The organism is Methylomonas sp. 2F7 (assembly GCF_057126975.1).
In genome coordinates, this window is sequence record NZ_CP195203.1 from 4,021,094 (window position 1) to 4,043,072 (window position 21,979).

The following is a 21,979-nucleotide window of genomic DNA, read 5'->3' on the forward strand; positions in this document are numbered from 1 at the left end:
ACCGGCCGGACATTTCTGACAATGTCTTGTAAAGAAATCTGACATCAAAAATCACATGAGTACATTAAAAAGCTTTTTAATCGCGACCCTTTGTATAGCAGGCCAAAGCACGCTTGCTGACAGCCCCTCTTGGAAACCTGACCTACCCAAGGCTAAAACCGCGTTCGAACGAGAAACACGTGTAGCGTTGCGGGAAGGACACCACATCGAACCCACTATTTTTCCGGGCTTTTATGCCGTCCGCTCGGGGCAGCCGGGTGCTCCTTCCGCCTATTTTCGAGAAGATATGGCTTGGCTGGGAAATGTAAGAACTCAAGGCTGGAGCATTCGCTCCCCCTTGGAAAACAACTCAGAAGGAAAAAGAAATTGGCTGAAAGAACAGATCAAGTATCTGCCATTTGAAAATCTTATTTTTATTCAACGCCGAAAACCGGCAGTGGCGGTAATTTGGTCGGCTCCGGATTGTCCATTTTGCCGAAAACTTGAAAGAGCCTTTGAGCAAGAAGATGTTTCCGCTTTTGTTGCACCGGTTGGATTAACCGAAGAAGGCTACCGGCAAGCAGCCAATATTTATTGTTCTAGCAATGCCGCAAAATCCTGGCAGGCAATGATGCGCGAAAATGCACCTAGTGAACCTGCTAGCCCGGGTTGTTCATATCCGCACGAAATGATGAACGATATTGGATTTTTCTTTGGGATGGGGCGAATGGTGACACCTATCGTCGTCTTCGCGGACGGCTCTACTATGAGCGGCTGGGATGATCACCAGGCTCTCGCATTGCTACGTGAGAAAATTAAGCAGCAACTATTTTTTCCGAATCCTAACACCCGCCGGTAACGCTCAAACTGTTCGGAGGCGCCAGCTTGACATTGAGTACCGCAAACCGAAGTCTGCGGTACATCTCAAAGAAACGGCCTGAAAGAAAAAACTAACATCATGAACGGGCATTCAAATTTTTCCAACTGCCCGCTCCAATCTTCAGGCTGTTTACGACAACTTAATTAAGCGGCGATCACATTAACCTTACCGTTACGACGCGCCAAACGGGTCATACCCAACAAACCGCCACCTAACAGAGCCAAGGTACCTGGCTCTGGAACGGTGCCGTTATCCACCACCGGAGGAGTCACAGCACCGAAACCGTCGAGATAGACATAGCCTCTGTGCCCGGTTGGCTCGCAGTCCGCAGCCAATAAGCTCAGCTGGTAAGTATGACCTAACGTAAGGTTAGTCAACTGCTCTACTTGCCAAGCAGTGTAGTAGTATCCGGTTGAAGCGTTATAGGTGAAACGCGAGTCAACGCCTGAACCGGTAGTAGCCGCGTTATATTCTCTGTTTACCAAAACTGACATACTGGTCAAATCTGTTAACGTTAATTTGAAAGTTGCGGCATCATTGACACCGTGAGCACCTTGCAATACCGCAGCCCACGCAAAGAAAATGCTGCTGTCTTGATAATTGCTTACCGTTTGCGTAATCGCGGAAGCATAACCGCCAGTAACAGTGTCTTCCACACGATATGAGTAATTCCCGCTATAGACTCGGTTAAGATTGTTCCCTGTGTTAGCATCAAAACCGGCAGTCACAATAGAGGAATGGTTTAAGGAAGAATTATAGTTACTGCCTCCTGGCAAGTAATTCACAGGATCCAGAGTTGAGTTTAATTCGTTACCTCTGTAGCCGCCGCCAGTTGTCCAACCACTCGCATCGCCGGTTTCAAAATTACCATTCACAAATCCCGCATGTGCGGCTGGGGTTAGTAGCACAGCAGCAACAAGCGCCGCAAAAGCATTGGTTTTCATAGTATCTCCAGAATTAAGTAGAAGTTAAATTTTCAATGGCAGCAGCTAAAATGGCTGCACGCCTCTGCAACAAAGCAAAATATGGGCCAATCTAAAATAAAAATAGCTAATAAATTGATATATATGACTTTTATGCTATAAATTACCCAGAAGAATACTCAACTTCCACTAAAAAATGTAAAATTTATCGACGTTTAATTCCATCGTACTTGGGGATATGGAAAGACTTTTACGTGACGCCCAAAACAGGCCATTGCCGGAGAGAACTTATGGTACAACGGGAAAGGCATGAGATTTGGAGACTAGCAACTTGCCCATTTTCACCCACAGACCAACTTGTAGATTTATATCCAACTAGGCATCACATAATTTAAGGACAGACCTAAAAACCCGGCACCGCCCGCGCCGGGTTTTACTTTAAAGAATTACAACAAATCAGCGAACATGATGGCGCGCATGACCTTCATGTCCATCGTCGTCGCGAGATTCACAACGTCCCAGAAAACCGGCATGTTCCGCATTAATCGACGCATCGCGCGCAGCTACTCCGGTGTCGGCGAAGTCGGTAAACAAGCCATCCACACCCAAATCAAAGTAATAAGTCATTTCCTGTTGCGGGTCAGCGAAGCCATAGCCGCTGGCATCATTGCGGAAGGTCCAGGTGTGCACTAGCAAGCCTTTGTCGTGGGCCATTTCTACTACGCCGGTGCTACCTTCGACAATACGGTCATTAATGTTGATTTTGCCATCGCCGTTGCGGTCAAAATCGACAGCTACGGTTTTCACCAGATAAGGCTTCCACGGACCTACCGCATCCGCGTAGGTATTTACAAAATCCAGACCGTCGTTGCTCAGCAAATCGGCGAAAGTACGTTGATCGCCTTTCACGACAAAGTCATACGGCTGTTTATACGGCGCAACCAGCGACATCGAGCCGTCGGCATTGACGTCGTCCGCATCGATCAGCTGTACCAATTTGATGTCGGTTTTGCGGTTCAAATATTGCAGATTGCTGACTTCGAAAGACTGGATGAACACCGGCGCGCAAGCACTGTTGCCGTATGCCTTATGTAGCTTTTTCAGCAGCTTGTCTTCGAAGAAATTTTTACCGAATAAAGGTTTACCTTTAGCGTTCTTCAGATCGGCGTGATAGGTGGAATGTTTGATTTCAGGGTAGATGCCAATCCGACGACCGGTTTTTTCGCTTTGCAGCTTGGCCAGCGCAATCACTTCGTTCAAGGTTGGGATTTCAAACTCGCCGTCATAAGAATTATCGCGACCGCGGGTTTGGATGGCGCGCAGGGTTTTGATTTCTTTCAAGCTAAAGTCGCTGGCAAACCAATCGGTTACTGCCACACCATCAACCATGCGGGTGGTTTTACGATCAGCAAATTCCGGGTGGTTCGCCACATCGGTGGTACTGCCTATCATCGGTTCGTGGCGAGCAATCATTTGGCCGTCCTTGGTCAGTACCAAATCGGGTTCGATAAAATCCGCACCCATTTCAATCGCCAAGGCATAGCCAGCCAGAGTATGCTCAGGACGATAGCCGGACGCGCCGCGATGGCCTATGACCAAGGGGCCGGCACTGGCATGTTCGTGATGTTCGCTGTGCGGCAGCGCCTGAGCACTGTTTTGCGCACCGATTGCAGCCAGCATGGCAATTGTCAATAACGTGGGTTTCAACATAAATGGAGTCCTTATTTTGCTTGAAGTTAAATGGCTTAACCAGAGAAATTGCCGGGCGGCAAATACCGCCCCGGCAACTTGGTGTTAGTCGTGATCGCGGTCGTGATGATCGTGCCCGCGCTCACGTTCGGCTTCCGCCGGCAGGGTTTTGCTGAAGACAACGGCACCGTCGATGTCCTTAAAATCCACCGTCATAGCGCGGCTTTTTTTGTCGATATTCACTTCACCAAAAAATTGCAGGCCGGCGTAAGGCGACAGATTGGCTTGGCCGGCTGGCGGCGCTTTGGAGAAAACTACTTGTGGGCCGAAGGTGCCATCAGTGCTATTGGGGCCAAAGGAACCGGCATTTAACGGACCGGCGACGAATTCCCAGAACGGCGCGAAGTCTTTGGATGCCGCTTTGGCAGGATCGTAATAATGCGCGGCTGCATAGTGGACATCGGCAGTCAACCAAACCAGGTTGTTGATATGTTCATGCTTGATAAAACTCAACAAGCGAGCAACCTCCAGTTCCCGACCTGCTGCCGGGCCGTTGTTACCATTCGCAACCGCTTCCCAACGCGCTTGGCCTTGGGCAGTATTGCCATCACCGATATTCAAACCAATCGGCATGTCGGCGGAGATGACTTTCCAGGTGGCTTTGGAGCGTTTCAACTCATCCTGCAACCAAGCCATTTGCTCGGCACCGAGGAAAGCGGTTTCGGCATTTTCCTGGGTTTGCAGATTGGCGGTATTCGGGCCGCGATAGCTACGCATGTCCAGCACAAACACATCCAACAATTTACCGTAGGAAACTTTGCGATAAATCCGCTCGGATTCTTCGGCGTCGTGCGGACGCAGAGGTGCATATTCCAGGAAGGCTTTAGTGGCGCGGGCAATTAGCGTCGGTATATTTTTTTCGGTGTAGCGTGAATCATTGCTTAAGTCCTTGGAATCCGACCAGTTATTGACCACTTCATGATCGTCCCACTGCCAGATTTGCGGCACTTCGGCATTGAAGCGGCGGACGTTTTCATCTAACAGATTGTATTTGTAGCGGCCACGGAACTCGTCCAAGGTTTCCGCGACTTTACTCACTTCCGGCGTCACCACGTTAGTCCAGACCTGACCATTCTCTGCCAGCTTGCTCTCCGGAATCGGGCCGTCGGAATACACATTGTCGCCACTTTGAATGAAAAACTGCGGTTGCACTTGGCGCATGGCTTCGTAAATCTTCATGCCGCCGAAGCTTTCGTTGATGCCCCAGCCTTGGCCGGCGGTATCGCCACCCCAGACAAAACGAATATCGTCGCGTTTGCCGATAGTATGAAAATGCCCCACCACCGGTTCGCTTTTGCCACGGGCATTAGTCAAATCTTCAAACCAGACTTTGACATAAACGTCTTTGCCCTCGGGTAAACCGGTCAGGTCTTGGCGGGCGGTAAAGTCGGTCTCGGCCAAGGCATACGGACCGCGCACACTAATCGCGTCATTAAACTGCGGGTTATAAGCATATTTCAGCATCATGCGCGACGGGCGGTCGGCGCGGCTCCAGACGATAGCGCGTCCAGGCGCTAAATCACCGATCTGGATGCCTTGCTCCATTTGCGGCACATCAACGGTTTGTGCAAATACCGGCGCGTTCAGCGCTAACAAGCCGGCTATTGCCAATGCCAGTTTGGCCGGTTTTAAGAATTGACAGCTGGGTTTTAATAATTGCATGGCGACTTCTCCTAAGCGTTGTGAAGAGGCCCGGATTATAGGCAGCGGCAAATGACAATCTGATTAAGGTCCGCAGAGAAAGAATCGGAAGATTTGCAGCCGATTCCAGCGGCAGAGAAGCTTTCCGTTTGCTAGGTACCAGGCGGGCGCAGCCCAGCGCGTTTTGTGACGTGCTTCGCATTTAGGCACGGTTGTTGCTAAGCAACATTTTGTCTTTCGCTTTTTATTTCAATTAGTTACGATTGGTCTATTATTGATATTCCGTTAAAGCTCGGCGTTTGGTTCACGGGTGGATTAACAATTGCTTGGCCGCCGATAACGGCGTGCGTAAGCAGCCCGGCAAGTTGTTTTACCAAGCGCGCATATCAACATGCCATTCAAGCCGATACGACTAATGGTCGCCGGTTATGCCAGCTATAGCATTAATAACTATAACAATAGCAAGCAAGAGGAAGGAATCATGATCAAACCCGGAAGTACGCGGCGCGGAGCCAACTCCAAACAACTGAATCGTTTATTGACGATTCCGGTATCCCATATCAGCGAATTAGTCCGCTGGATGCTCGACTACGGCGGGGTGCCGTATCGGGAAGAAGGCAGCGTGCCGATGCTGCACTTACCCGCCTTCCTGTTGGCAGGCGCCGATGCTAAGGCCATGCCGGTGTTGATCACCAGCGAAGCAACCTTATGTACGATGCGCGAATCGCTGCAATACATCAATGCCCGTTTGCCTGCCGAACTAAGGCTGTATCCACGCGACGAGAAAGGCATGGCGGAAACCGAACGCTTACTGGCGTTGCTGGTAGACAAATTGGGCTTGGCGACGCGCAATTACGGCTACGCGATGTTGCTACCACACAAAGAAACGGTGCTGTCGTTCTGGCAACAGCGGGTGCCTAACTGGCAAAAATGGTTGGCCGAACGCGCTTATCCCGTATTGGCTAAAGCCATGGAAAAATCCCTGCCTGCCGATCCAGGACAAATCGAACCCTGCAAACAACAAATCGAAGCGATCTTTGCGGAGCTGGACACCCTGCTGGCCGACGGCAGAGCCTATTTGCTGGGCGACGGCCCCACCATTGCCGATTATTGCCTGGCCGCGCTATCCGCTCCGGTTTTGTTGCCGGCCCAATTCGGCGGCGTACAGCCTACCAAAACAGAATTGCCGGCCGCCTACCAGGCTTTTGTCGAGCAATTGTCGGCCACACCCACCGGCGCCCTGGCCTTGAAAATGTACCGCGAGCATCGGCCAGCGCCGACACCAGTGCCGGACCATCACCCCACGTCGACCACGCCGCAAAATATCGTCAGTTACTACCTGGCGCGATGCATCGCCATGCTGACCGGCGCCTCGGTGCAGCGCGGGCTATTCGGACTGTTACGCAAACATAAGCCGGTGTTGGTACTGGGCAAACGCGCTTTGGTCACCCGTGACAGCGACGTGCGCGAGACGCTGGCTCGCGATACCGAATTCACCATCGCCGAAATCAACGCCCCGAATATGCAGCGTTTGAACGGGCCGTTTTTCTTAGGCATGGACCGCTCTGAAGCCTATAGCAAAGAACAAGGCGCGCTCCGCCGGGTCATCAAACCCGGCGAAGACCAACTGATTCGCCGCATCGTCCGTCAGCATTGCGACGAGATGATCCAAGCCGCCTTGCCGGTGGGTCGAATCGACATGGTGTCGCAGTTAACGCGGCCGGTGGCGCGGCGATTTATCCGCGATTATCTAGGCGTACCTGGACCTGACGAAGTGACGATGATGCGCTGGATGCGTTCCTTGTTTCACGATCTATTTTTAAATCTCAGCAACAATCGCAGCATTCAAATCACCGCCGAACAATCGTTCCGGGAAATGGGGCCGTATCTGCTCAATCTGATCGCCGAACGCCGACAACGCATCAAGCAAGGCGAACAGTTCGAGGACTTTCTGTCGCGGCTAATCAAAATGGGCATGGACGGCGAGCACGATCTGGACGACGATGGCATTCGCCGCAACATCTCCGGCTTGATCGTCGGCGCGCTGGATACCACCTCAATGGCCACCACCTTGATTGTCGAGCAATTGCTCAGCAAGCCGGATGTATTGCAACGCGCCAAACAGGCGGTCGATGACGAAGACAAGCTATTGCATCTGTGCTTCGACGTATTCCGTTTCAACACCATGGCGGCGGCTATGCGCCGACATTGCAAAAACGGCGCCGAGGTTGCCGGCGTCAAGATACCGCCCGGTACCGAAGTATTCGCGTTTACCGCTTCGGCGATGTTCGACGAAAGCGCTTGGCCGGAGCCGCTCAGTGTGCGTGACGATCGCGCTCTGGATCGGTATATGCACTTTGGCGACGGCATGCACCGCTGTTTTGGCGAATACATCAACCGCATCCAGATTCCGACCTTGGTAGCCAGTTTGCTGCGCTTGAACAACTTAAAAATTTCCAGCGGCATCTTGTACGACGGACCGTTTCCCGATCAATTTGTCCTGAGCTTTGATCGGTAATTTCTTCACCAGCACGATAATAATTTCAAGAGGACGTGTGTATGCAACAAAACCCCATGACCGTTATCACGGAAATATTGCCGGACCAGCTACAAAAGCTGGAGGCGTATCTGGCGCCGATAGGCACCGATATCAAAAACAATCCGGTGATTAAATTTTCCAATTATCAACAACTGCACTACTGCACCTTTTTCGTTATCCCCGGCACGCATCCCTCGGAGGTGGATACCGGCGAGCCGGCGCTACTGGCTTTCGAAGCCAATATCGACGGCGACGTGAAGCAATTTATCAACGATTTGCTTGCCGGTAATCCGGACTTTGTGAATACCGTGTATAGCTGCTGCAAGGATTATCCGGGCAATAACACCAGCCAACTGGCCGACTATTTATTGAAAAACGATTTCGGTGCTAATGCCTTTTACGTCGCCCACCCCGGCCAGACCCGCAATACGATTGTCGAGCAACAGCAAATCCGCCAGCGTATCCAAGACTATATTGATGCCAATCGCCCGGAATTGGCGGCTAAACAGCCCGCCGAGATTCATGCCGAGATCGTCAAGCATTTAGGCACCATCAACAAACCCACGCCGCAGCCGTTTTTAAATAGTGCCGGCCAGATGATATTCAATGGTTTGCTGGGGGTATTAGGCATTCTGCTGGTAGGCGGCTTCTTCGGCATGTTCGGGCCGCTGGTGGAGTTTTTGGCAGTATTGGTACTGATCGCCGGCGTCGCCTTCGCGGTGCTGTTGCGCTGGAACGAGATGCGCGACAAACAGGACGACAAGCCCTGGGTTGTTTCCGAGCAAATGGAAGCTATTCAGCGCGTGGAAGACCGGCAATTGCAAAACCATCTAACCAGCGTCATCGACATCAAACCCGGCTGGTTCAGGTTGACCACCTTGCGAGTGGTGCTGGCCGGCATCAATCTGGTGGCCAAACTGGTGGCTACCAAGGGCGATCTGAGTGGCATCGTTACTATCCATTTTGCCCGCTGGGTGATTCTGCCCGGCAATAAACGCCTGCTGTTCATGAGCAATTACGACGGCAGCTGGGAAAACTACTTGGGCGAATTTATCGACCACGCCAGCGTCGGCTTGACCGCGGTGTGGAGCAACACCCAACTGGGTAAGGACCGCGGCTTTCCGGATACGCAATGGCTGGCCTTGCGCGGCGGCTCCCGCGACGAACAACGTTTCAAAAATTTCGCCAGAAACAGCCAGCTCGCCGAGTTGGTTTGGTATAGCGCCTACATCGATTTGTCCGTGAAAAATGTCGCCAATAACCGGGCGATTCACGAAGGCTTGTTTTCCACGACCAATCTGGCTGCTTGGCTGAAATGCTTATAAAAGGACTCCAACAATGACCACCATCGATAAATTAGAAGACGTACAAGGCATCGTGTTTAGCGGCTATAACAAGCATATGGCCAACTGTAGCTATTACCTGTTAAAAATCGACGATGCCGGCAAAACCAAGCCCTGGCTGAAAAATCTGGTCGAACAAAAGCAAATCAGCCACGGCGCAGATAAACCGACCGACGAAACCGAAAACCGCATAAACCTGGCAATCAGTTATTCCGGTTTCGAACAGCTAAATCTGGATAAAGACAGCCTGTACAGCTTTGAGCTGTCCTTCCGGGAAGGCATGCATTCCGAGCATCGTTCGGCCCTATTGGGCGACCGTGGCATCAACGATCCTAGCGTGTGGGATTGGGGCAGCGGCGCCAAACGGGTGGATATGTTATTCATGCTGTTTTCCAAAAACGACGCTATCCACAACGCCAGCCAGAAATACCATGAAAAGGCCTTTAAGGGCGCCGGCTTGAGCGTCGTGCAGCGCTTGGATGCCGGCGAGAAAAAGCAGGACGCCAACGGCTTTACCTTGGAGCATTTCGGCTTTGCGGACGGCATTTCCGACCCTGTCGTAGACGGCTTCCCTACCACTACCGGCTCTGGCGAAATTGCCACCGGCGAGTTTTTGCTGGGTTATCCGAATCAATACGACGGCAAGCTTACCAAAATGCCACAGTTGGGTACTGCCGGCGAAGCCTTTGGCAAAAACGGCACCTATCTGGTGTTACGCCAGTTGAAGCAAGATGTCGGCGCGTTCTGGCAATTCATGGAAGAAGAAGCCGCACGCCAAGGTATCACCGCCGACTATCTGGCCGCCAAGTTCGTCGGCCGCTGGAAAAGCGGTGCAGTGGTGGAGCCCAATCAGGACACCGACCCTAACAAGGTCGATAACAGTTTTAACTTTACCAAAGACCCGCATGGCACCGGCTGCCCGCTGGGCTCGCACATTCGCCGCGCCAATCCCAGAGCAGTGGGATTGGGCGCTACCGAAGCGGAAGCGCTAAAAGTCGCCAACCGCCATCGCATCCTGCGGCGCGGCCGCAGCTACGGCAATTTTCTGGAAAACCCGGCAAAAGACGACGGCAAGGAGCGCGGCTTGTTGTTCATCTGCTTGAACGCGAATATCGAGCGCCAGTTCGAATTTGTGCAACACACCTGGATCAACAGCGTCAAATTCGCCGGTTTGTACGACGAAGACGATCCGTTGATCGGCAGCGGCGTGGCGGAAAATCGTAATTTTACGATTCAGGATGAACCATTGCGGCGGCGGGTTTGCGGGTTTCAGCAGTTTGTGACGACGCGCGGCGGCAGTTATTTCTTTTTGCCTAGTTTGAGTGCGTTGGGGTTGCTGGGGAGTTCCTGATTGCACATCTGAAGTAAGCATTTCCCGCTGGATAAGCTTGACGAAAGTAGCGCAGGCTCCTTTCGTCAAGCTGCGGCAACGATGCCAAAGCGTTGCGGCTCCCACGCCCCCTTCTCCTCAACCTTTGGGTGCAACATACCTAAATTCTCGGAGCAATTGGCCATTTAAACTTTTCAGTTGTGCCTCATGGCAAACTCTAGACGCTTCTTCTATGCTTAAAATCAATGATTAACGGCCTGGAGGAGTTGATGAGCATCAAGAATTGGCCCGCGGACGAACGACCCCGCGAAAAACTGTTGCAACGCGGCGCTACCGCACTGACCGACGCGGAACTGCTGGCGATCTTTCTCCGTACCGGCACCCCCGGCAAATCGGCGGTGGACATGGCCCGCGATTTGTTGAGCGAATACGGTTCCTTGCAAGCTTTGCTCGGCGCAGATCAACAACGCTTCTGCCGGAGTAACGGTTTAGGCGATGCGAAATACGCCCAGTTGCAAGCGGTGCTGGAAATGGCCCGCCGGCATTTCGCCGAGATCCTGCAGCGCGGCAATGCATTGACCAGCCCGGAGATCACTCGTGCCTATCTCAGTGCCCAATTGCGCGGCTACAGTTACGAAGTGTTCGCCTGTCTGTTTCTGGACAATCAGCATCGAGTGATTCAATGGGAAGAGCTGTTTCGCGGCACCATAGACGGTGCCAGCGTCTATCCGCGCGAAGTGGCAAAGCGGGCCTTGTTTCACCACGCAGCAGCGGTGATTTTTGCGCACAACCATCCGTCCGGCATCAATGAACCCAGTCAGGCGGACAGGCAAATCACCGACAAACTGAAACAGGCCCTAGGCCTGTTCGATATTCGCGTGTTGGATCATTTCATCGTCGGCGACGGCCAGCCCTTTTCGTTCGCGGAGCATGGACTGTTATAAACTCACTCGCTCGGTCGAAACCGGGTTTCGAAGCATAGCGTCAGACGAACATAACGGCCCCAAAGGCTTTCCGCCGCCTGCCTGCAAAGTGTAGCTCAATCAAACCCTTGAAGTTGATTGACAAAACGCCTGGCGGCTCCCGCTTCCAATTGCTAATCTAGCTTTCGCTTAACGAAACCCCGGAGAAACCGATGCCTTGCAACCCGGAACCCACGGCCGACCCAGTGCGGGAACGCCTGTTAAAAGCAGCGCTCGACAGTTTTCTATCCGACGACTACCACAAAGTCACCACTCGCCTGATCGCGCAGAAAGCTGAAGCCAATGTGTCAATGATTCGCTATTACTTCGGCAACAAAGAAGGCCTTTACGAAGAGATGATCCGCGACACGATGGCACCGCTGTTAAAGGTACTGAATGGGCAAATGCTGGATTCGGTCGATGGCTTTGCCGACTTTCTCAACCTTTATTACCAAATCATGGCCGAACATCCGGAATTCCCCAAGCTGATCTTGAAAGTATTGGCACTCAAACAGGGACCGGGCCGGCGTTTTATTCAACAACTATTGGCTCGCGGACGCACGAACGGCGCAAAAAAGGTGGGAAAACTTAAATCCAGCGGGCAAGTGTCCGCGTCGATCGATCCCGACATTCTGCGGTTGGCTTTTGTCAGTCTGGCAATGATGCCGATGCTGCTGAAAGATATTTTCGAAGAGCAAATGGGCCACCCGATGGATACCGCATTCTTGGCGCAACTCGCCGCTTTCAACGGCCGCCTGTTTTCCGCAGGCTTGGCGCCTAAGCCGTCTGCATAAAACGGAGCATAACCAATGTCATTACAAAAGCACGCCGGTGCGGTTTACCTGTTTAGCAAGTTACTGAAATTCGCGGACTGGTTGCAGCAACTGCCCCGTAAAATCATCCCGCCTCCCTTTAGGCTAATCCAGATCGGTTCGGCTTTCTGGCAATCGCGGGCACTATATGTTGCCGTTCGGCTGGATATAGCAACGACGCTGGCGAATCAAGCGCTTGCGGCCGAAGTTTTAGCCGCAAGGGTTTCGGCGCAAACGGACGCAGTCTATCGGCTGCTGCGCATGCTGGCCGCGCTGGGTATATTCGAAGAAATTTCGCCACGAATTTTCAAAAACAATGCACTCTCGAATTACTTGCGGGAAGATCATCCAAACAATGTTCGCGCGATGATTTTAATGCACAACGCGCCCGAGATGAGCCGGCCATGGTTCGAACAATTGGAGCCAAGCATACGCACCGGTAACATACCGTTCGAGAGTGTGCACGGCAACGAACTGTATGCACATATGGACCGAAATACCGAATTCGATGCATTGTTCGCCCGCGCGATGGACAGCGTCGAAGCTTTAACGGGCGACAGTTACGCCCGTGATTTTGCCTGGGAACGGTTCGAGCGCGTTATCGATGTCGGCGGTTCAAAAGGCAGTAAAGCGTTGACCTTATTAAAGCTGCATCCCCATCTAAGCGCAGTGGTGTTCGACCGGCCACAAGTCATTGATACCGCGGCTGACCATTGGGCCATCCATGCCGCGCCGCAACTGCTTGACCGCGTAAGTTTCGTGGCCGGCAACCTGTTAGAGTGGGCACCCGCCGCCAAAAACGGTAAAGACATTTACCTGCTCAGCGCGGTTCTGCACGGGATGGACCAGCAAAACTGCGTTCGCACCCTGCGCAATCTTGCCGCGGCGATTGGCGACACCGGGGCTGTAATTGCCATTATGGAATTAGCCATGCCGGATTCCCCAGCTGATTTTGCCAGTGCCGCTTTCGATATGCAGATGTTTATGGCTACCCAAGGCCGAGAACGTACGCTTAGCGAATGGCATCAACTTTTCGCCCTAGCAGGGCTGGCGCTACACGAACAAGTCAATCTGCGCGCTATGGGTAAAATACTGGTCGTGATGCCGAACGTCGGTCTTAAATTCGGCCGCCGAACCGTTGCGGTAATAAACTATTGAGTATCTTGCCCTACCGACGGCCGGTACTGGCTTAGCACCCGCTCCGCCAAACGCGAAAACGGCATGCTTTGGATCCACACCGAACCTGTACCTTTCAAGGTCGCCAGAAACAGCCCCTCGCCACCAAACAGCATGCTTTTCAAGCCGCCGCTCATGCCGATGTTGTAATCAATGTCTCCGCTGAAGGCCACCAGACAGCCGGTATCCAGACGCAAGGTTTCGTTACGCAATTCCTTGCGGATCACCGTGCCGCCGGCGTGAATAAAAGCCATACCGTCACCGCGCAGGCGTTGCAGAATAAAGCCCTCGCCGCCGAAAAAGCCGCTGCCCAAACGTTTGTTGAAGGCAATGTCAACTTGAGTGCCGAAAGCCGCCGCCAAAAACGCCGATTTCTGGCAAATCACCTCCTCACCCAATTCAGCCATATTCAATGCCGCGATTGAGCCTGGAAACGGCGCGGCAAACGCCACCCGGCGTTTTTGCGAACCGTGATTGGTAAAATGAGTCAAAAATACCGACTCGCCGGTCAGCATACGCTTGCCGATACCAAACAGTTTATCCATCACCCCGCCGGAACCGTCGCCCATCTTGGCTTCAAAGTCGATATCTTGTTCGAGATAGGTCATCGCCCCCGCTTCGGCGATCACGGTTTCTTTGGGGTCGAGCTCGACTTCGACCATTTGAATGTCATGACCGATAATCTGAAAATCGACTTGATGGCAACGCATAGGTATATCCTCTTATTGAGTTGAAAAATTAAACGCTTGCTGAGCAGACTCAACCGAGCTGAAAAAATTCATAGCAGCCGCGGCCATGCTGTTTGGCAAGATACATGGCCTGATCGGCGTGACTGAGTAAGCAATCCGGCGTACCCACATCCAGCGGACATAAGGTAATACCGCTACTGACACCAATCTTCGCGGTTTGCCCGCCGATATAGTAGGGCTGGGAAATCGCCTGATGAACACGCAGCAAAGCCTGCTCACACTGCGGCTTGGATTCCAGACCGCCCATCAATAAGGCAAATTCGTCGCCGCCTAATCGGCACACCGTATCATCCTCGCGCAGATTAGCCTTTATCCGCTCAGCCACCTCGATCAGCAATGTATCGCCAGCTTCATGGCCGAACTGGTCGTTGACCTGTTTGAAACCGTCCAGATCCATATACACGACGCCCAATAACGTACTATCGCGTTTACAGCGCGCCAAGGCCTGACAAAATCTGTCGTTGAACAAAATACGATTGGGCAATTGCGTCAATGGATCGTGATGTGCCAAGCGCTCGAGTTCCTGCTGCTGGAGTTTGGCTTGGGTAATGTCGGAAAACAAACCGACATAATTCAGAATTTCGCCGGTGCGGTTGCGCATCGCCGAGATCGTCAGCAATTCGACATATAACTCGCCGCTTTTCTTGCGATTCCAAATTTCGCCTTGCCAACAGCCCTCGGTTTGCAGGGTTTGCCACAAGTTTTTATAAAACTGCGAATCATGTTTTCCCGATTGCAGAATACTATGATTGCGGCCGATCACTTCCTCGCGGGTATAACCGGTTATTGCGCAAAATGTCGGATTAGCATCGATAATGTTACCGGCCGCATCGGTGATGGTGATGCCTTCATGCGCATCGCTAAACACCCTGGCCGCCAATTGCAGCTTATCTTCGGCGCGCTTACGCTCGGTAATATTGGTCAAAATACAATGAATAACCGCCGGACGGGTTTTATCGCCTTGCAAGCGACCGTCGAGAATCACGGTCAGCATGTGCCCCAATTTTGTCAGCAACGACAATTCGCATTCCAACAAACCATAATGATTGAGCATTTGCAGTTTTAATTGAAAATCCTGAACCGATTCCGCCGCAACAAACTCAAACAATTTTCGGCCTATCAGTTCATCAACGTCGTAGTCCAGCAGCGCGCACAATTGCGGATTCACATCCAACAAATTACCTTGCCTATCCATTGCCAGATAAGCCACCGGCGAGTTTTCGAACAAGCTGCGGAACCGGCTTTCGCTTTGCCGTAACGACTCGGTCAATTGCAGGGCAATCGCCGCGTTTCGGCGCGCATTGATATAGGCCCAGGTAATAAAAAACAGCAAAAAGCTGATCAGCACCAACGCCAATACTTCAACCCAGGGCGGCTCGAATTTGGCGGTCTTGCTGAAGGCTGGCATGGCCGTGTAACGCAATGTCCAAAAATGCCCGCCCAAATCCAGACGCTGGCTGCGTGTCTTCGCATCATCCTGGGTTTTAAACGCTGCCGGCACCAAGCCGGTCTGGCTATCGTAAAGCAGGCCATCGGCGCTGAGATCGTCCTGATCAAAAATTTCCAGGCGCAAGGCCAATAAATCCTGTCCCAGGATGGCTTTCAGCAAGTCATTCATACGATAAGGAATGTATACCCAGCCCAGTAGAGCGGAACGGCGTTGCTCTAAGGTTTGCGGGATGCTGCCGTTGCGATACACCGGGAAGTACGCCAACATTCCGGCTTGTAAATCGGCCTTGGTTTCCTGGATTAGAACCACCTTACCAGTGTAGGCCAACTCGCCGTTATCCCGCGCGCGCTCCATCGCTTTGCGCCGAATCGGTTCTGAGTACATATCGTAACCGAACGCGCGGAGATTGCGGCCGCTGAACGGTTCCAAGTAGATAATGCTGGAATACTCGGTGCGCGGCTCTAACGGATTAACTACATAGTCAGGAAAACCCTGGCGACGAATATCGGCAATATGCTGTTCGAGCTGCCCGGCGGGAATCCGAACCGTATAGCCCACGCCTTGCACCCCGGGATGGCTGCGATCCAACTCCAGCATTTCGACAAAAGCGCGCCAGTCCTCTCGGGTAACCTCGTCGCTGGCGGCGAATAAGCCGGCTGCGCTGCGTAGCGTTTGGCCATGCAAAGCCATGCGTTTGCTGATGTCGCTGGTAAGGCGTTGGGTTTCGAAATCGAAATATTCCTGTAAACGCTGCTGATAACGCCAATTCAGATCTTGCCAAGCCACAAACAAGGCAGACAGCGAAATCAGCAAAATCAGCAGTGCCGGATAGTAATGCCGGTAGCGCGCCAATAACTTTTGTGGAGCAGGGCCAGTAGTCATGCTTTCCCCTGTTGATATCGGAATATTCCGTTTCAGACCGTCGACCAAATTAACGCCTAAATCTGCGCTTAAAAGTATAGCGTGGTCGTTGCGATTAGTATCCGGCGTCGGCATCAAACCATCGGTACTCAATGCTTGAAGACAATCTCTTGGGCGCTTCGGAATAGTTAAATCGTGTGGCCGGCGCTGCTCTAACTTTCTAGCGGTTTGGGCAAAGCATTAGAGGCCGAGTAGGTGACGACCGGGAGAAGGCAATTGTTTAAACAGGTTGGGTGCGAGTCCTGTCTGGGCAGTTGGGCTCCCGCTGGAGCGGGAGTGCCCGATATTTTAAGAACCTGCTTAATACGCCAGCAAGTTCACCAAAATCTGTTGGTAAATCCGACTCAAAACTTCCAACTCATCCAGACCGATATGTTCGTTAACTTTGTGAATACTGGCGTTCAACGGCCCCAGCTCAATCACTTGCGCACCGGTCGGCGCGATAAAACGGCCGTCAGAGGTGCCGCCGCCGGTATCGTCCAAAGTCTGGAAGCGGCAGACGCTTTCAATCGCCGCATGCGTGGCGTCGATTAATTCGCCTTGCGAAGTCAGAAACGGATTACCCGACAATCGCCATTGCAGATCGTATTTAAAACCGTGTTTGTCCAAAATCGCTTGGGTGCGGCTCTTGATGGTGGCTTCATCCAACTCAGTGCAAAAACGCAAATTAAACTGCACTTCCACCTGGCCGGGAATGATGTTTTCCGCACCGGTGCCGCCGTTGATGTTGGACACCTGCAAGCGGGTTGGCGGGAAGAATTGATTGCCGTGGTCCCACACTTCCTCGGTCAACTCTTTTAAAGCCGGCGCAAACGTATGAATCGGATTTTCCGCCAATTCCGGATAAGCCACGTGGCCTTGGATTCCCAAAACCGTTAGTTTTGCGCATAAGGAGCCGCGCCGCCCGACCCGAATCACATCGCCGATTTTTTTATCGCTGGACGGCTCGCCCACCAGACACCAATCGATCTTTTCGCCGCGTTGTTCCAGCACTTCGACCACTTTGACCACACCGTGAGTGGCTATGCCCTCCTCGTCGCTGGTCATCATGATGGCTATCGAGCCTTTATGTTCGGGATACTCGGCGAGGAATCGCTCCACTGCCGTGACAAACGCGGCGATGCCGCCTTTCATGTCCGCCGCGCCACGGCCGTATAGCTTGCCGTCGCGGATGGTCGGCTCGAACGGCGGCGAATCCCAAGCCGCTAACGGCCCGGTCGGCACCACGTCGGTATGCCCTAAGAATACGAACAGCGGCGCCTGTTGCCCTTTTCGCAGCCAGAGGTTTTGGGTGTCGGCAAAATTCAGGCGTTCGTCAGTAAAGCCAAGCTTGGTCAAACGTTGCGCCAGCAAATCCTGACAACCGGCATCGGTGGGGGTCACTGATTCGCGACGAATCAGCGCTTCTAACAAAGAAAGGGTTTCGCTCATTATTCGGTAGGGTACTGATCGGGATTGAAGCCGACGATCAGTTGCTGTCCATCATCCAGAATCGGGCGCTTGATCAAGGTCGGCACAGCCAGCATGAGTTGCACGGCTTTGTTGGGGGTTAAATCGGATTTTTGGGCGTCGTCCAATTGGCGCCAGCTAGTACTGCGCTGGTTAAGCACGGCATCCACGCCCAGCGCATCGACAAAACTTTGCAGCAAAGCTGCTTCCAGTCCATCGACACGGTAGTCGTGGAAGCGGTAGGCAATATGCCGCGCTTCCAGCCAGGTTCGCGCCTTTTTGACGCTATCGCAGTTTTTGATGCCGTAAACTACGATCATGCAGTGTTAGCCTTCTTCGCCGGCCAGCAGTTCTTCGATGCTGGGCAGTGAGTCGTCGGCTTTGGCACGGGCTTTGTAAACATCGACAAATTCCATGAAGGCTTGCTCCAAATCGTCCAGCACTTCTTCCTCGTCGGTCACCTCGTCTTCCGGGATCTCGCCGGATTCCAGATAATCTTTTTGGATAGCGATCTCGCCGTTCAGGGATAGCAGGGCGAGGATTAGGGCATTATTGGAAATATTTTCTGGCATGGTGTGCTCGCAGGTTAGGATTGAAGAGAAAAACGGAGCCGGCAAAGCGGCATTAAAATCAGGTGCGCGGCTGCAGCGTATCGAAAGGGTTCGCATTCATGCTGTTTGGCCTCCTTGGCACTAGTGGCAGCATTGTAACGCATAGCCGCTCATCCTTGCCATGCGTTAACGTACCCTCACCTACCCCACGCTCCTGCGCAAAACTATTTTCCGTCCTGAATTCAACTGCTTGGTATCGCAGTATTTTGATTCGCGAACGCTAGCTTACCAGCTCGATATACAAATGCATTAGTCGGCCTCGAAAATCCCTCATGCCGACTCAACACTCACAGCGAGAGACGCCAGCCGGACACTCAAAATGTCTAAAGCCGTTTCAACTGTATCCGCGTTCTTAATGCCGGCAGCCAACTCCTGCTGGAAAAATGCAAGCAAGGCAAGTTATGCGGCGTAATAGTCACTTGCCAATGTTCATCTCGAAAAAACGTCAGTTTTAAATTGGCTTCGTCCAGCACCAACACCTCGTTCAACAAAAATGAGCCGTAGGGCACAGCAAACGAACGCGCCGCCAACACCTTGAGCTGGCCATCCAGCAAGATTATCTCCGTGGCTTCTTCAAAGGGACAATCCCAATCGCAGATTAATAGGTATTCGTGGGCCGGCGTTTGAAATTGATGTAAAAGCCGGTAGCCCGGTACATAACAAGAACTCGGCAAGCCATTGATCATTAATTGGGTCTGCAACGGCCAGTGTTGATAGTCACCGGCATGATCTTTCAAGGAAAAAATATCGATTGTTTGCATCAGTTCGATTTGAAAAAAACGCGTGTCCGGATTGATTTTCTCATAGTCGATAGCCCGGCAAATTGGCGTTAATCCATAGTCACTTGGGCGCATCGTTTAGCTGAAACTTCGGCACCACAAGCCGAAATCCCCCATTTTATTGGCCTCGTTGTTTACAATAGCCGCTAAAGCACTTTTTTAACCGAGAAAATCAGCTCAATTCAATTCACTTGCAATACACGGAGCCGAACTCGTCCCACCCCATACCGCAACACCATTAAAGTACAGGACATATTTCCCCAATGAAATTCACCGACACGGGCACCCTGATCAATTGGCAGTTAGACGATATTCATATTATCCAACCCTTACACGACAAACCAGACGGCGGCTCGCGCGGCGGCGTGTATCTGTGCATACCCAACTTTGAAGAATTAACACCGCCCTTCGCGCTTAAACACGGCGAATATCGGATAACACCTTGCGACAGCGACCTGCCGCATCAAAAAAACCTCACCGCGCCCGCTGATGTGAATTGGGGCTCTGTCGAGGTAATCACCGATTGGCAAGAGCTGACGGAAGCAAACGGCAAAACCCTGACGGTCAGCACCCGGATTCGCGCGGTGTCGGAAACCGCGCTGGTTCGCCCCGGCTTTCATCCTTATTTTTCGATTTCGCCCCACAGCTTTATCGACATTGCGGATACCCAGATCGAAGTTGCAACGCTCCCGCACGATAGTTTAAGAGTTCACCACGCGAAATCGCCAGCGGCACCGGTCAAATTGAGCACAACCGATTACGCGGTCACGATGGCTTGCCATATATCGCCGTTGTCGGAAGATTTATCGTTGGCGTTTGGTATTTGGAGCGATAAAAAAGCCGAGTATGTCTGCATCGAGCCTATCATCGGCCAGCAACCCGGCCCGGACGGCCTGCCGACGCCGCTGACCTTGCAACAGGATGAAGAGTTGGTGATGGTGTTTACGATTCGGGCGGAGAGAGTGGGATTTTCGAGTTAGTTATTGAATTTGTAGGTACGAAGCGGACAGACCTTCTCCCCATATTCCGCTTCGCTCGATCAAGGCTACATGGTCAATCGGCGAAACAGTGGCGGCATCCAAAAAAAAGTTCCGAACAACAACACCGACGCAGGCAATGGGACCGGAGTTTGTTGAATATTGATGGAATAAGAAAACACCCCAGTAATTGTTTGGCTTGCACCTAAGTTATCAAAGCGAAAATTATCGGCCAAAAGATAAGTTCCAGCAGTTAACCTGAGTTGATCGAAGTTGACAAAATTCCAGGAAGACGGATTGGCAAAACCTGCTTGCGACTCGAAGATTTGGCTAGTGATGTGCTGAGAACCGAATACGAAAGAACAGCTGTCAGCTAAACCGGCTTGCGGTGTGCAAGCAGAAGTACCGGCCGGTAACGAACTGAGATCCCAAACCCAAGCTTGGGCTTCATTCGCCGCAAGCCCTATAAAGGAATAGTTAAAATCTATGATGGCTTGCCGACCTTCTTGAACGACAAACCGGAAACCATCGAAGTTACCTTCGTCAGACCAGCCATGGGTGCCCTTAAAGATATTGTTCGTATCCTGCAAGGTAAACAATTGGCCGGAATTGAAATCACCTATGCTGCTTTCTGCATATTCGTTACTTGCGTTGGCGGCTAAAGACATCGACACCAAGGCGAGCGACGAGATAACTAAACCTACAATCATTCTAGTTTTTTTGAGCATCTCTCACTCCTTCCGTTTTTGACCGTGGCTGGGTTTCACTTCCGCGCTACCCAGCTTACCGTTCTGACGCTAAATTCAATCCCGCAACAACTCATTAATCCCGGTTTTGCTGCGAGTTTTTTCGTCCACTTGCTTGATGATCACCGCGCAATACAAGCTGTGGCTGCCGTCTTTAGAAGGCAGGTTACCGGAGACGACCACGGAGCCGGCCGGGATGCGACCGTAGCTTACTTCGCCGGTCATGCGGTTGAAAATCTTGGTGCTTTGGCCGATGTAGACGCCCATTGATACCACACAGTTGTCTTCGACGATGACGCCTTCGACGATTTCGGAGCGGGCGCCGATGAAGCAGTTGTCGCCGATGATGGTGGGGTTGGCTTGCAGCGGCTCCAACACGCCGCCGATGCCGACGCCGCCGGATAAATGCACGTTTTTACCGATTTGCGCGCAAGAGCCGACCGTTACCCAGGTATCGACCATGGTGCCGCTGTCGACGTAAGCGCCGATGTTGACGTATGACGGCATCAGGATCGCGCCGGGCGCAATGTATGAACCGTAACGGGCGACCGCATTCGGCACCACGCGGACGCCGGCTTGAGCGAAATCGGCTTCGCTGTACTGGCCGAATTTGGTCGGCACTTTGTCGTAGTAACGCACGTCACCACTTTCGATGACTTTGTTTTCGTTGATGCGAAACGACAGCAATACGGCTTTTTTCAGCCATTGATTGGTGACCCAATCGCCGTCTTTTTTCTCGGCAACGCGGGCCTCGCCTTTGTCGAGCATATTTAAAGCGGTCGCGACTGCCTCGCGGACTTCTGCGGAGACGGTGGACGGGCTGATTTCGGCGCGGTTTTCAAAGGCGTCGTTGATGATGGTTTCCAGGTTTGACATGGTATTTCTTAGGGTTAGTGATTAACGGGGTTAGGATGTGCCGACGCAGAAGGCGCATCGCTTTCTCGACCGATGCGCTTCACCTTG

19 protein-coding genes are annotated in these 21,979 nt (G+C 52.3%); 8 read left to right on the forward strand and 11 right to left on the reverse strand.

Annotation, left to right across the window (positions count from 1 at the left end; genetic code table 11):
• The first annotated feature begins 55 nt into the window (after positions 1-55).
• Positions 56-838 carry a thioredoxin fold domain-containing protein gene (locus tag ACR64Q_RS18060; protein WP_313732607.1) on the forward strand — a complete coding sequence of 261 codons (783 nt, stop codon included), beginning with the start codon at positions 56-58 and terminating at the stop codon, positions 836-838.
• A 164-nt stretch (positions 839-1,002) separates the two neighbouring features.
• Here the strand turns inward: ACR64Q_RS18060 and ACR64Q_RS18065 are convergent, their stop codons facing one another.
• From ACR64Q_RS18065 to ACR64Q_RS18075, 3 genes are all read right to left on the reverse strand, one after another.
• On the reverse strand, positions 1,003-1,803 hold the full coding sequence (locus tag ACR64Q_RS18065) for a PEP-CTERM sorting domain-containing protein (protein ID WP_026602278.1): 801 nt from the start codon (positions 1,801-1,803) through the stop codon (positions 1,003-1,005).
• A 435-nt stretch (positions 1,804-2,238) separates the two neighbouring features.
• Positions 2,239-3,492 carry a glycerophosphodiester phosphodiesterase gene (locus tag ACR64Q_RS18070; RefSeq protein WP_026602279.1) on the reverse strand — a complete coding sequence of 418 codons (1,254 nt, stop codon included), beginning with the start codon at positions 3,490-3,492 and terminating at the stop codon, positions 2,239-2,241.
• A gap of 84 nt (positions 3,493-3,576) precedes the next feature.
• A complete protein-coding gene (locus ACR64Q_RS18075; RefSeq protein WP_313732608.1) occupies positions 3,577-5,193 on the reverse strand; it encodes an alkaline phosphatase D family protein in 1,617 nt (538 codons plus the stop codon).
• 460 nt (positions 5,194-5,653) lie between these two features.
• Between ACR64Q_RS18075 and ACR64Q_RS18080 the strand changes: the two genes are divergently transcribed.
• The 6 genes from ACR64Q_RS18080 (at position 5,654) to ACR64Q_RS18105 (ending at position 13,316) form a co-directional block, all read left to right on the forward strand.
• Positions 5,654-7,690 carry a cytochrome P450 gene (locus ACR64Q_RS18080; protein WP_313732609.1) on the forward strand — a complete coding sequence of 679 codons (2,037 nt, stop codon included), beginning with the start codon at positions 5,654-5,656 and terminating at the stop codon, positions 7,688-7,690.
• 41 nt (positions 7,691-7,731) lie between these two features.
• The gene (locus ACR64Q_RS18085) at positions 7,732-9,036 is read left to right on the forward strand and encodes a hypothetical protein (protein ID WP_313732610.1); all 1,305 of its coding nucleotides are present in this window, start codon (positions 7,732-7,734) and stop codon (positions 9,034-9,036) included.
• A gap of 13 nt (positions 9,037-9,049) precedes the next feature.
• Complete coding sequence (locus ACR64Q_RS18090; protein WP_020484630.1) at positions 9,050-10,405, forward strand: Dyp-type peroxidase; 1,356 nt, start codon at positions 9,050-9,052, stop codon at positions 10,403-10,405.
• Positions 10,406-10,653: 248 nt separating this feature from the next.
• Positions 10,654-11,328: a RadC family protein gene (gene radC, locus ACR64Q_RS18095; protein WP_313732611.1), complete on the forward strand. Its 675-nt coding sequence runs from the start codon at positions 10,654-10,656 to the stop codon at positions 11,326-11,328.
• Between the two features lie 191 nt (positions 11,329-11,519).
• Entirely contained in the window at positions 11,520-12,140 is a 621-nt protein-coding gene (locus tag ACR64Q_RS18100) for a TetR/AcrR family transcriptional regulator (protein ID WP_313732612.1), read from the forward strand.
• Between the two features lie 15 nt (positions 12,141-12,155).
• Positions 12,156-13,316 carry a methyltransferase gene (locus ACR64Q_RS18105; RefSeq protein WP_313732613.1) on the forward strand — a complete coding sequence of 387 codons (1,161 nt, stop codon included), beginning with the start codon at positions 12,156-12,158 and terminating at the stop codon, positions 13,314-13,316.
• Here the strand turns inward: ACR64Q_RS18105 and ACR64Q_RS18110 are convergent.
• The 6 genes from ACR64Q_RS18110 to ACR64Q_RS18135 form a co-directional block, all read right to left on the reverse strand.
• Positions 13,310-14,044 carry a TIGR00266 family protein gene (locus ACR64Q_RS18110; protein ID WP_313732614.1) on the reverse strand — a complete coding sequence of 245 codons (735 nt, stop codon included), beginning with the start codon at positions 14,042-14,044 and terminating at the stop codon, positions 13,310-13,312. The two genes, ACR64Q_RS18105 and ACR64Q_RS18110, sit on opposite strands and share 7 nt — an antisense overlap.
• 49 nt (positions 14,045-14,093) lie before the next feature.
• Positions 14,094-16,415, reverse strand: a complete 2,322-nt coding sequence (locus ACR64Q_RS18115; protein ID WP_313732615.1) for a sensor domain-containing diguanylate cyclase — start codon at positions 16,413-16,415, stop codon at positions 14,094-14,096.
• Positions 16,416-16,754: 339 nt separating this feature from the next.
• Positions 16,755-17,885: a succinyl-diaminopimelate desuccinylase gene (gene dapE / locus ACR64Q_RS18120; protein ID WP_313732616.1), complete on the reverse strand. Its 1,131-nt coding sequence runs from the start codon at positions 17,883-17,885 to the stop codon at positions 16,755-16,757.
• On the reverse strand, positions 17,885-18,223 hold the full coding sequence (locus ACR64Q_RS18125; protein WP_313732617.1) for an ArsC family reductase: 339 nt from the start codon (positions 18,221-18,223) through the stop codon (positions 17,885-17,887). The genes dapE and ACR64Q_RS18125 overlap by 1 nt, the downstream gene beginning before the upstream one ends.
• A gap of 6 nt (positions 18,224-18,229) precedes the next feature.
• The gene (locus ACR64Q_RS18130) at positions 18,230-18,475 is read right to left on the reverse strand and encodes a hypothetical protein (RefSeq protein ID WP_020484624.1); all 246 of its coding nucleotides are present in this window, start codon (positions 18,473-18,475) and stop codon (positions 18,230-18,232) included.
• A 362-nt stretch (positions 18,476-18,837) separates the two neighbouring features.
• On the reverse strand, positions 18,838-19,368 hold the full coding sequence (locus ACR64Q_RS18135; RefSeq protein ID WP_313732618.1) for a hypothetical protein: 531 nt from the start codon (positions 19,366-19,368) through the stop codon (positions 18,838-18,840).
• Between the two features lie 188 nt (positions 19,369-19,556).
• Between ACR64Q_RS18135 and ACR64Q_RS18140 the strand changes: the two genes are divergently transcribed.
• Positions 19,557-20,273 carry an aldose epimerase family protein gene (locus tag ACR64Q_RS18140; RefSeq protein ID WP_313732619.1) on the forward strand — a complete coding sequence of 239 codons (717 nt, stop codon included), beginning with the start codon at positions 19,557-19,559 and terminating at the stop codon, positions 20,271-20,273.
• Between the two features lie 65 nt (positions 20,274-20,338).
• Here ACR64Q_RS18140 and ACR64Q_RS18145 read toward each other — a convergent pair whose 3' ends face one another.
• Together ACR64Q_RS18145 and dapD are read right to left on the reverse strand one after the other, a co-directional pair.
• Entirely contained in the window at positions 20,339-20,998 is a 660-nt protein-coding gene (locus ACR64Q_RS18145) for a hypothetical protein (protein WP_313732620.1), read from the reverse strand.
• A 75-nt stretch (positions 20,999-21,073) separates the two neighbouring features.
• Complete coding sequence (dapD, locus tag ACR64Q_RS18150) at positions 21,074-21,892, reverse strand: 2,3,4,5-tetrahydropyridine-2,6-dicarboxylate N-succinyltransferase (protein WP_313732621.1); 819 nt, start codon at positions 21,890-21,892, stop codon at positions 21,074-21,076.
• Positions 21,893-21,979: the final 87 nt, after the last annotated feature.

What these genes read in the sequence shown, in the direction of transcription:
- ACR64Q_RS18060 (WP_313732607.1), top strand. Translation starts at nt 56, where the DNA reads ATGAGTACATTAAAAAGCTTTTTAATCGCGACCCTTTGTATAGCAGGC.
- ACR64Q_RS18065 (WP_026602278.1), bottom strand. Translation starts at nt 1,803, where the DNA reads ATGAAAACCAATGCTTTTGCGGCGCTTGTTGCTGCTGTGCTACTAACC.
- ACR64Q_RS18070 (WP_026602279.1), bottom strand. Translation starts at nt 3,492, where the DNA reads ATGTTGAAACCCACGTTATTGACAATTGCCATGCTGGCTGCAATCGGT.
- ACR64Q_RS18075 (WP_313732608.1), bottom strand. Translation starts at nt 5,193, where the DNA reads ATGCAATTATTAAAACCCAGCTGTCAATTCTTAAAACCGGCCAAACTG.
- ACR64Q_RS18080 (WP_313732609.1), top strand. Translation starts at nt 5,654, where the DNA reads ATGATCAAACCCGGAAGTACGCGGCGCGGAGCCAACTCCAAACAACTG.
- ACR64Q_RS18085 (WP_313732610.1), top strand. Translation starts at nt 7,732, where the DNA reads ATGCAACAAAACCCCATGACCGTTATCACGGAAATATTGCCGGACCAG.
- ACR64Q_RS18090 (WP_020484630.1), top strand. Translation starts at nt 9,050, where the DNA reads ATGACCACCATCGATAAATTAGAAGACGTACAAGGCATCGTGTTTAGC.
- radC (WP_313732611.1), top strand. Translation starts at nt 10,654, where the DNA reads ATGAGCATCAAGAATTGGCCCGCGGACGAACGACCCCGCGAAAAACTG.
- ACR64Q_RS18100 (WP_313732612.1), top strand. Translation starts at nt 11,520, where the DNA reads ATGCCTTGCAACCCGGAACCCACGGCCGACCCAGTGCGGGAACGCCTG.
- ACR64Q_RS18105 (WP_313732613.1), top strand. Translation starts at nt 12,156, where the DNA reads ATGTCATTACAAAAGCACGCCGGTGCGGTTTACCTGTTTAGCAAGTTA.
- ACR64Q_RS18110 (WP_313732614.1), bottom strand. Translation starts at nt 14,044, where the DNA reads ATGCGTTGCCATCAAGTCGATTTTCAGATTATCGGTCATGACATTCAA.
- ACR64Q_RS18115 (WP_313732615.1), bottom strand. Translation starts at nt 16,415, where the DNA reads ATGACTACTGGCCCTGCTCCACAAAAGTTATTGGCGCGCTACCGGCAT.
- dapE (WP_313732616.1), bottom strand. Translation starts at nt 17,885, where the DNA reads ATGAGCGAAACCCTTTCTTTGTTAGAAGCGCTGATTCGTCGCGAATCA.
- ACR64Q_RS18125 (WP_313732617.1), bottom strand. Translation starts at nt 18,223, where the DNA reads ATGATCGTAGTTTACGGCATCAAAAACTGCGATAGCGTCAAAAAGGCG.
- ACR64Q_RS18130 (WP_020484624.1), bottom strand. Translation starts at nt 18,475, where the DNA reads ATGCCAGAAAATATTTCCAATAATGCCCTAATCCTCGCCCTGCTATCC.
- ACR64Q_RS18135 (WP_313732618.1), bottom strand. Translation starts at nt 19,368, where the DNA reads ATGCGCCCAAGTGACTATGGATTAACGCCAATTTGCCGGGCTATCGAC.
- ACR64Q_RS18140 (WP_313732619.1), top strand. Translation starts at nt 19,557, where the DNA reads ATGAAATTCACCGACACGGGCACCCTGATCAATTGGCAGTTAGACGAT.
- ACR64Q_RS18145 (WP_313732620.1), bottom strand. Translation starts at nt 20,998, where the DNA reads ATGCTCAAAAAAACTAGAATGATTGTAGGTTTAGTTATCTCGTCGCTC.
- dapD (WP_313732621.1), bottom strand. Translation starts at nt 21,892, where the DNA reads ATGTCAAACCTGGAAACCATCATCAACGACGCCTTTGAAAACCGCGCC.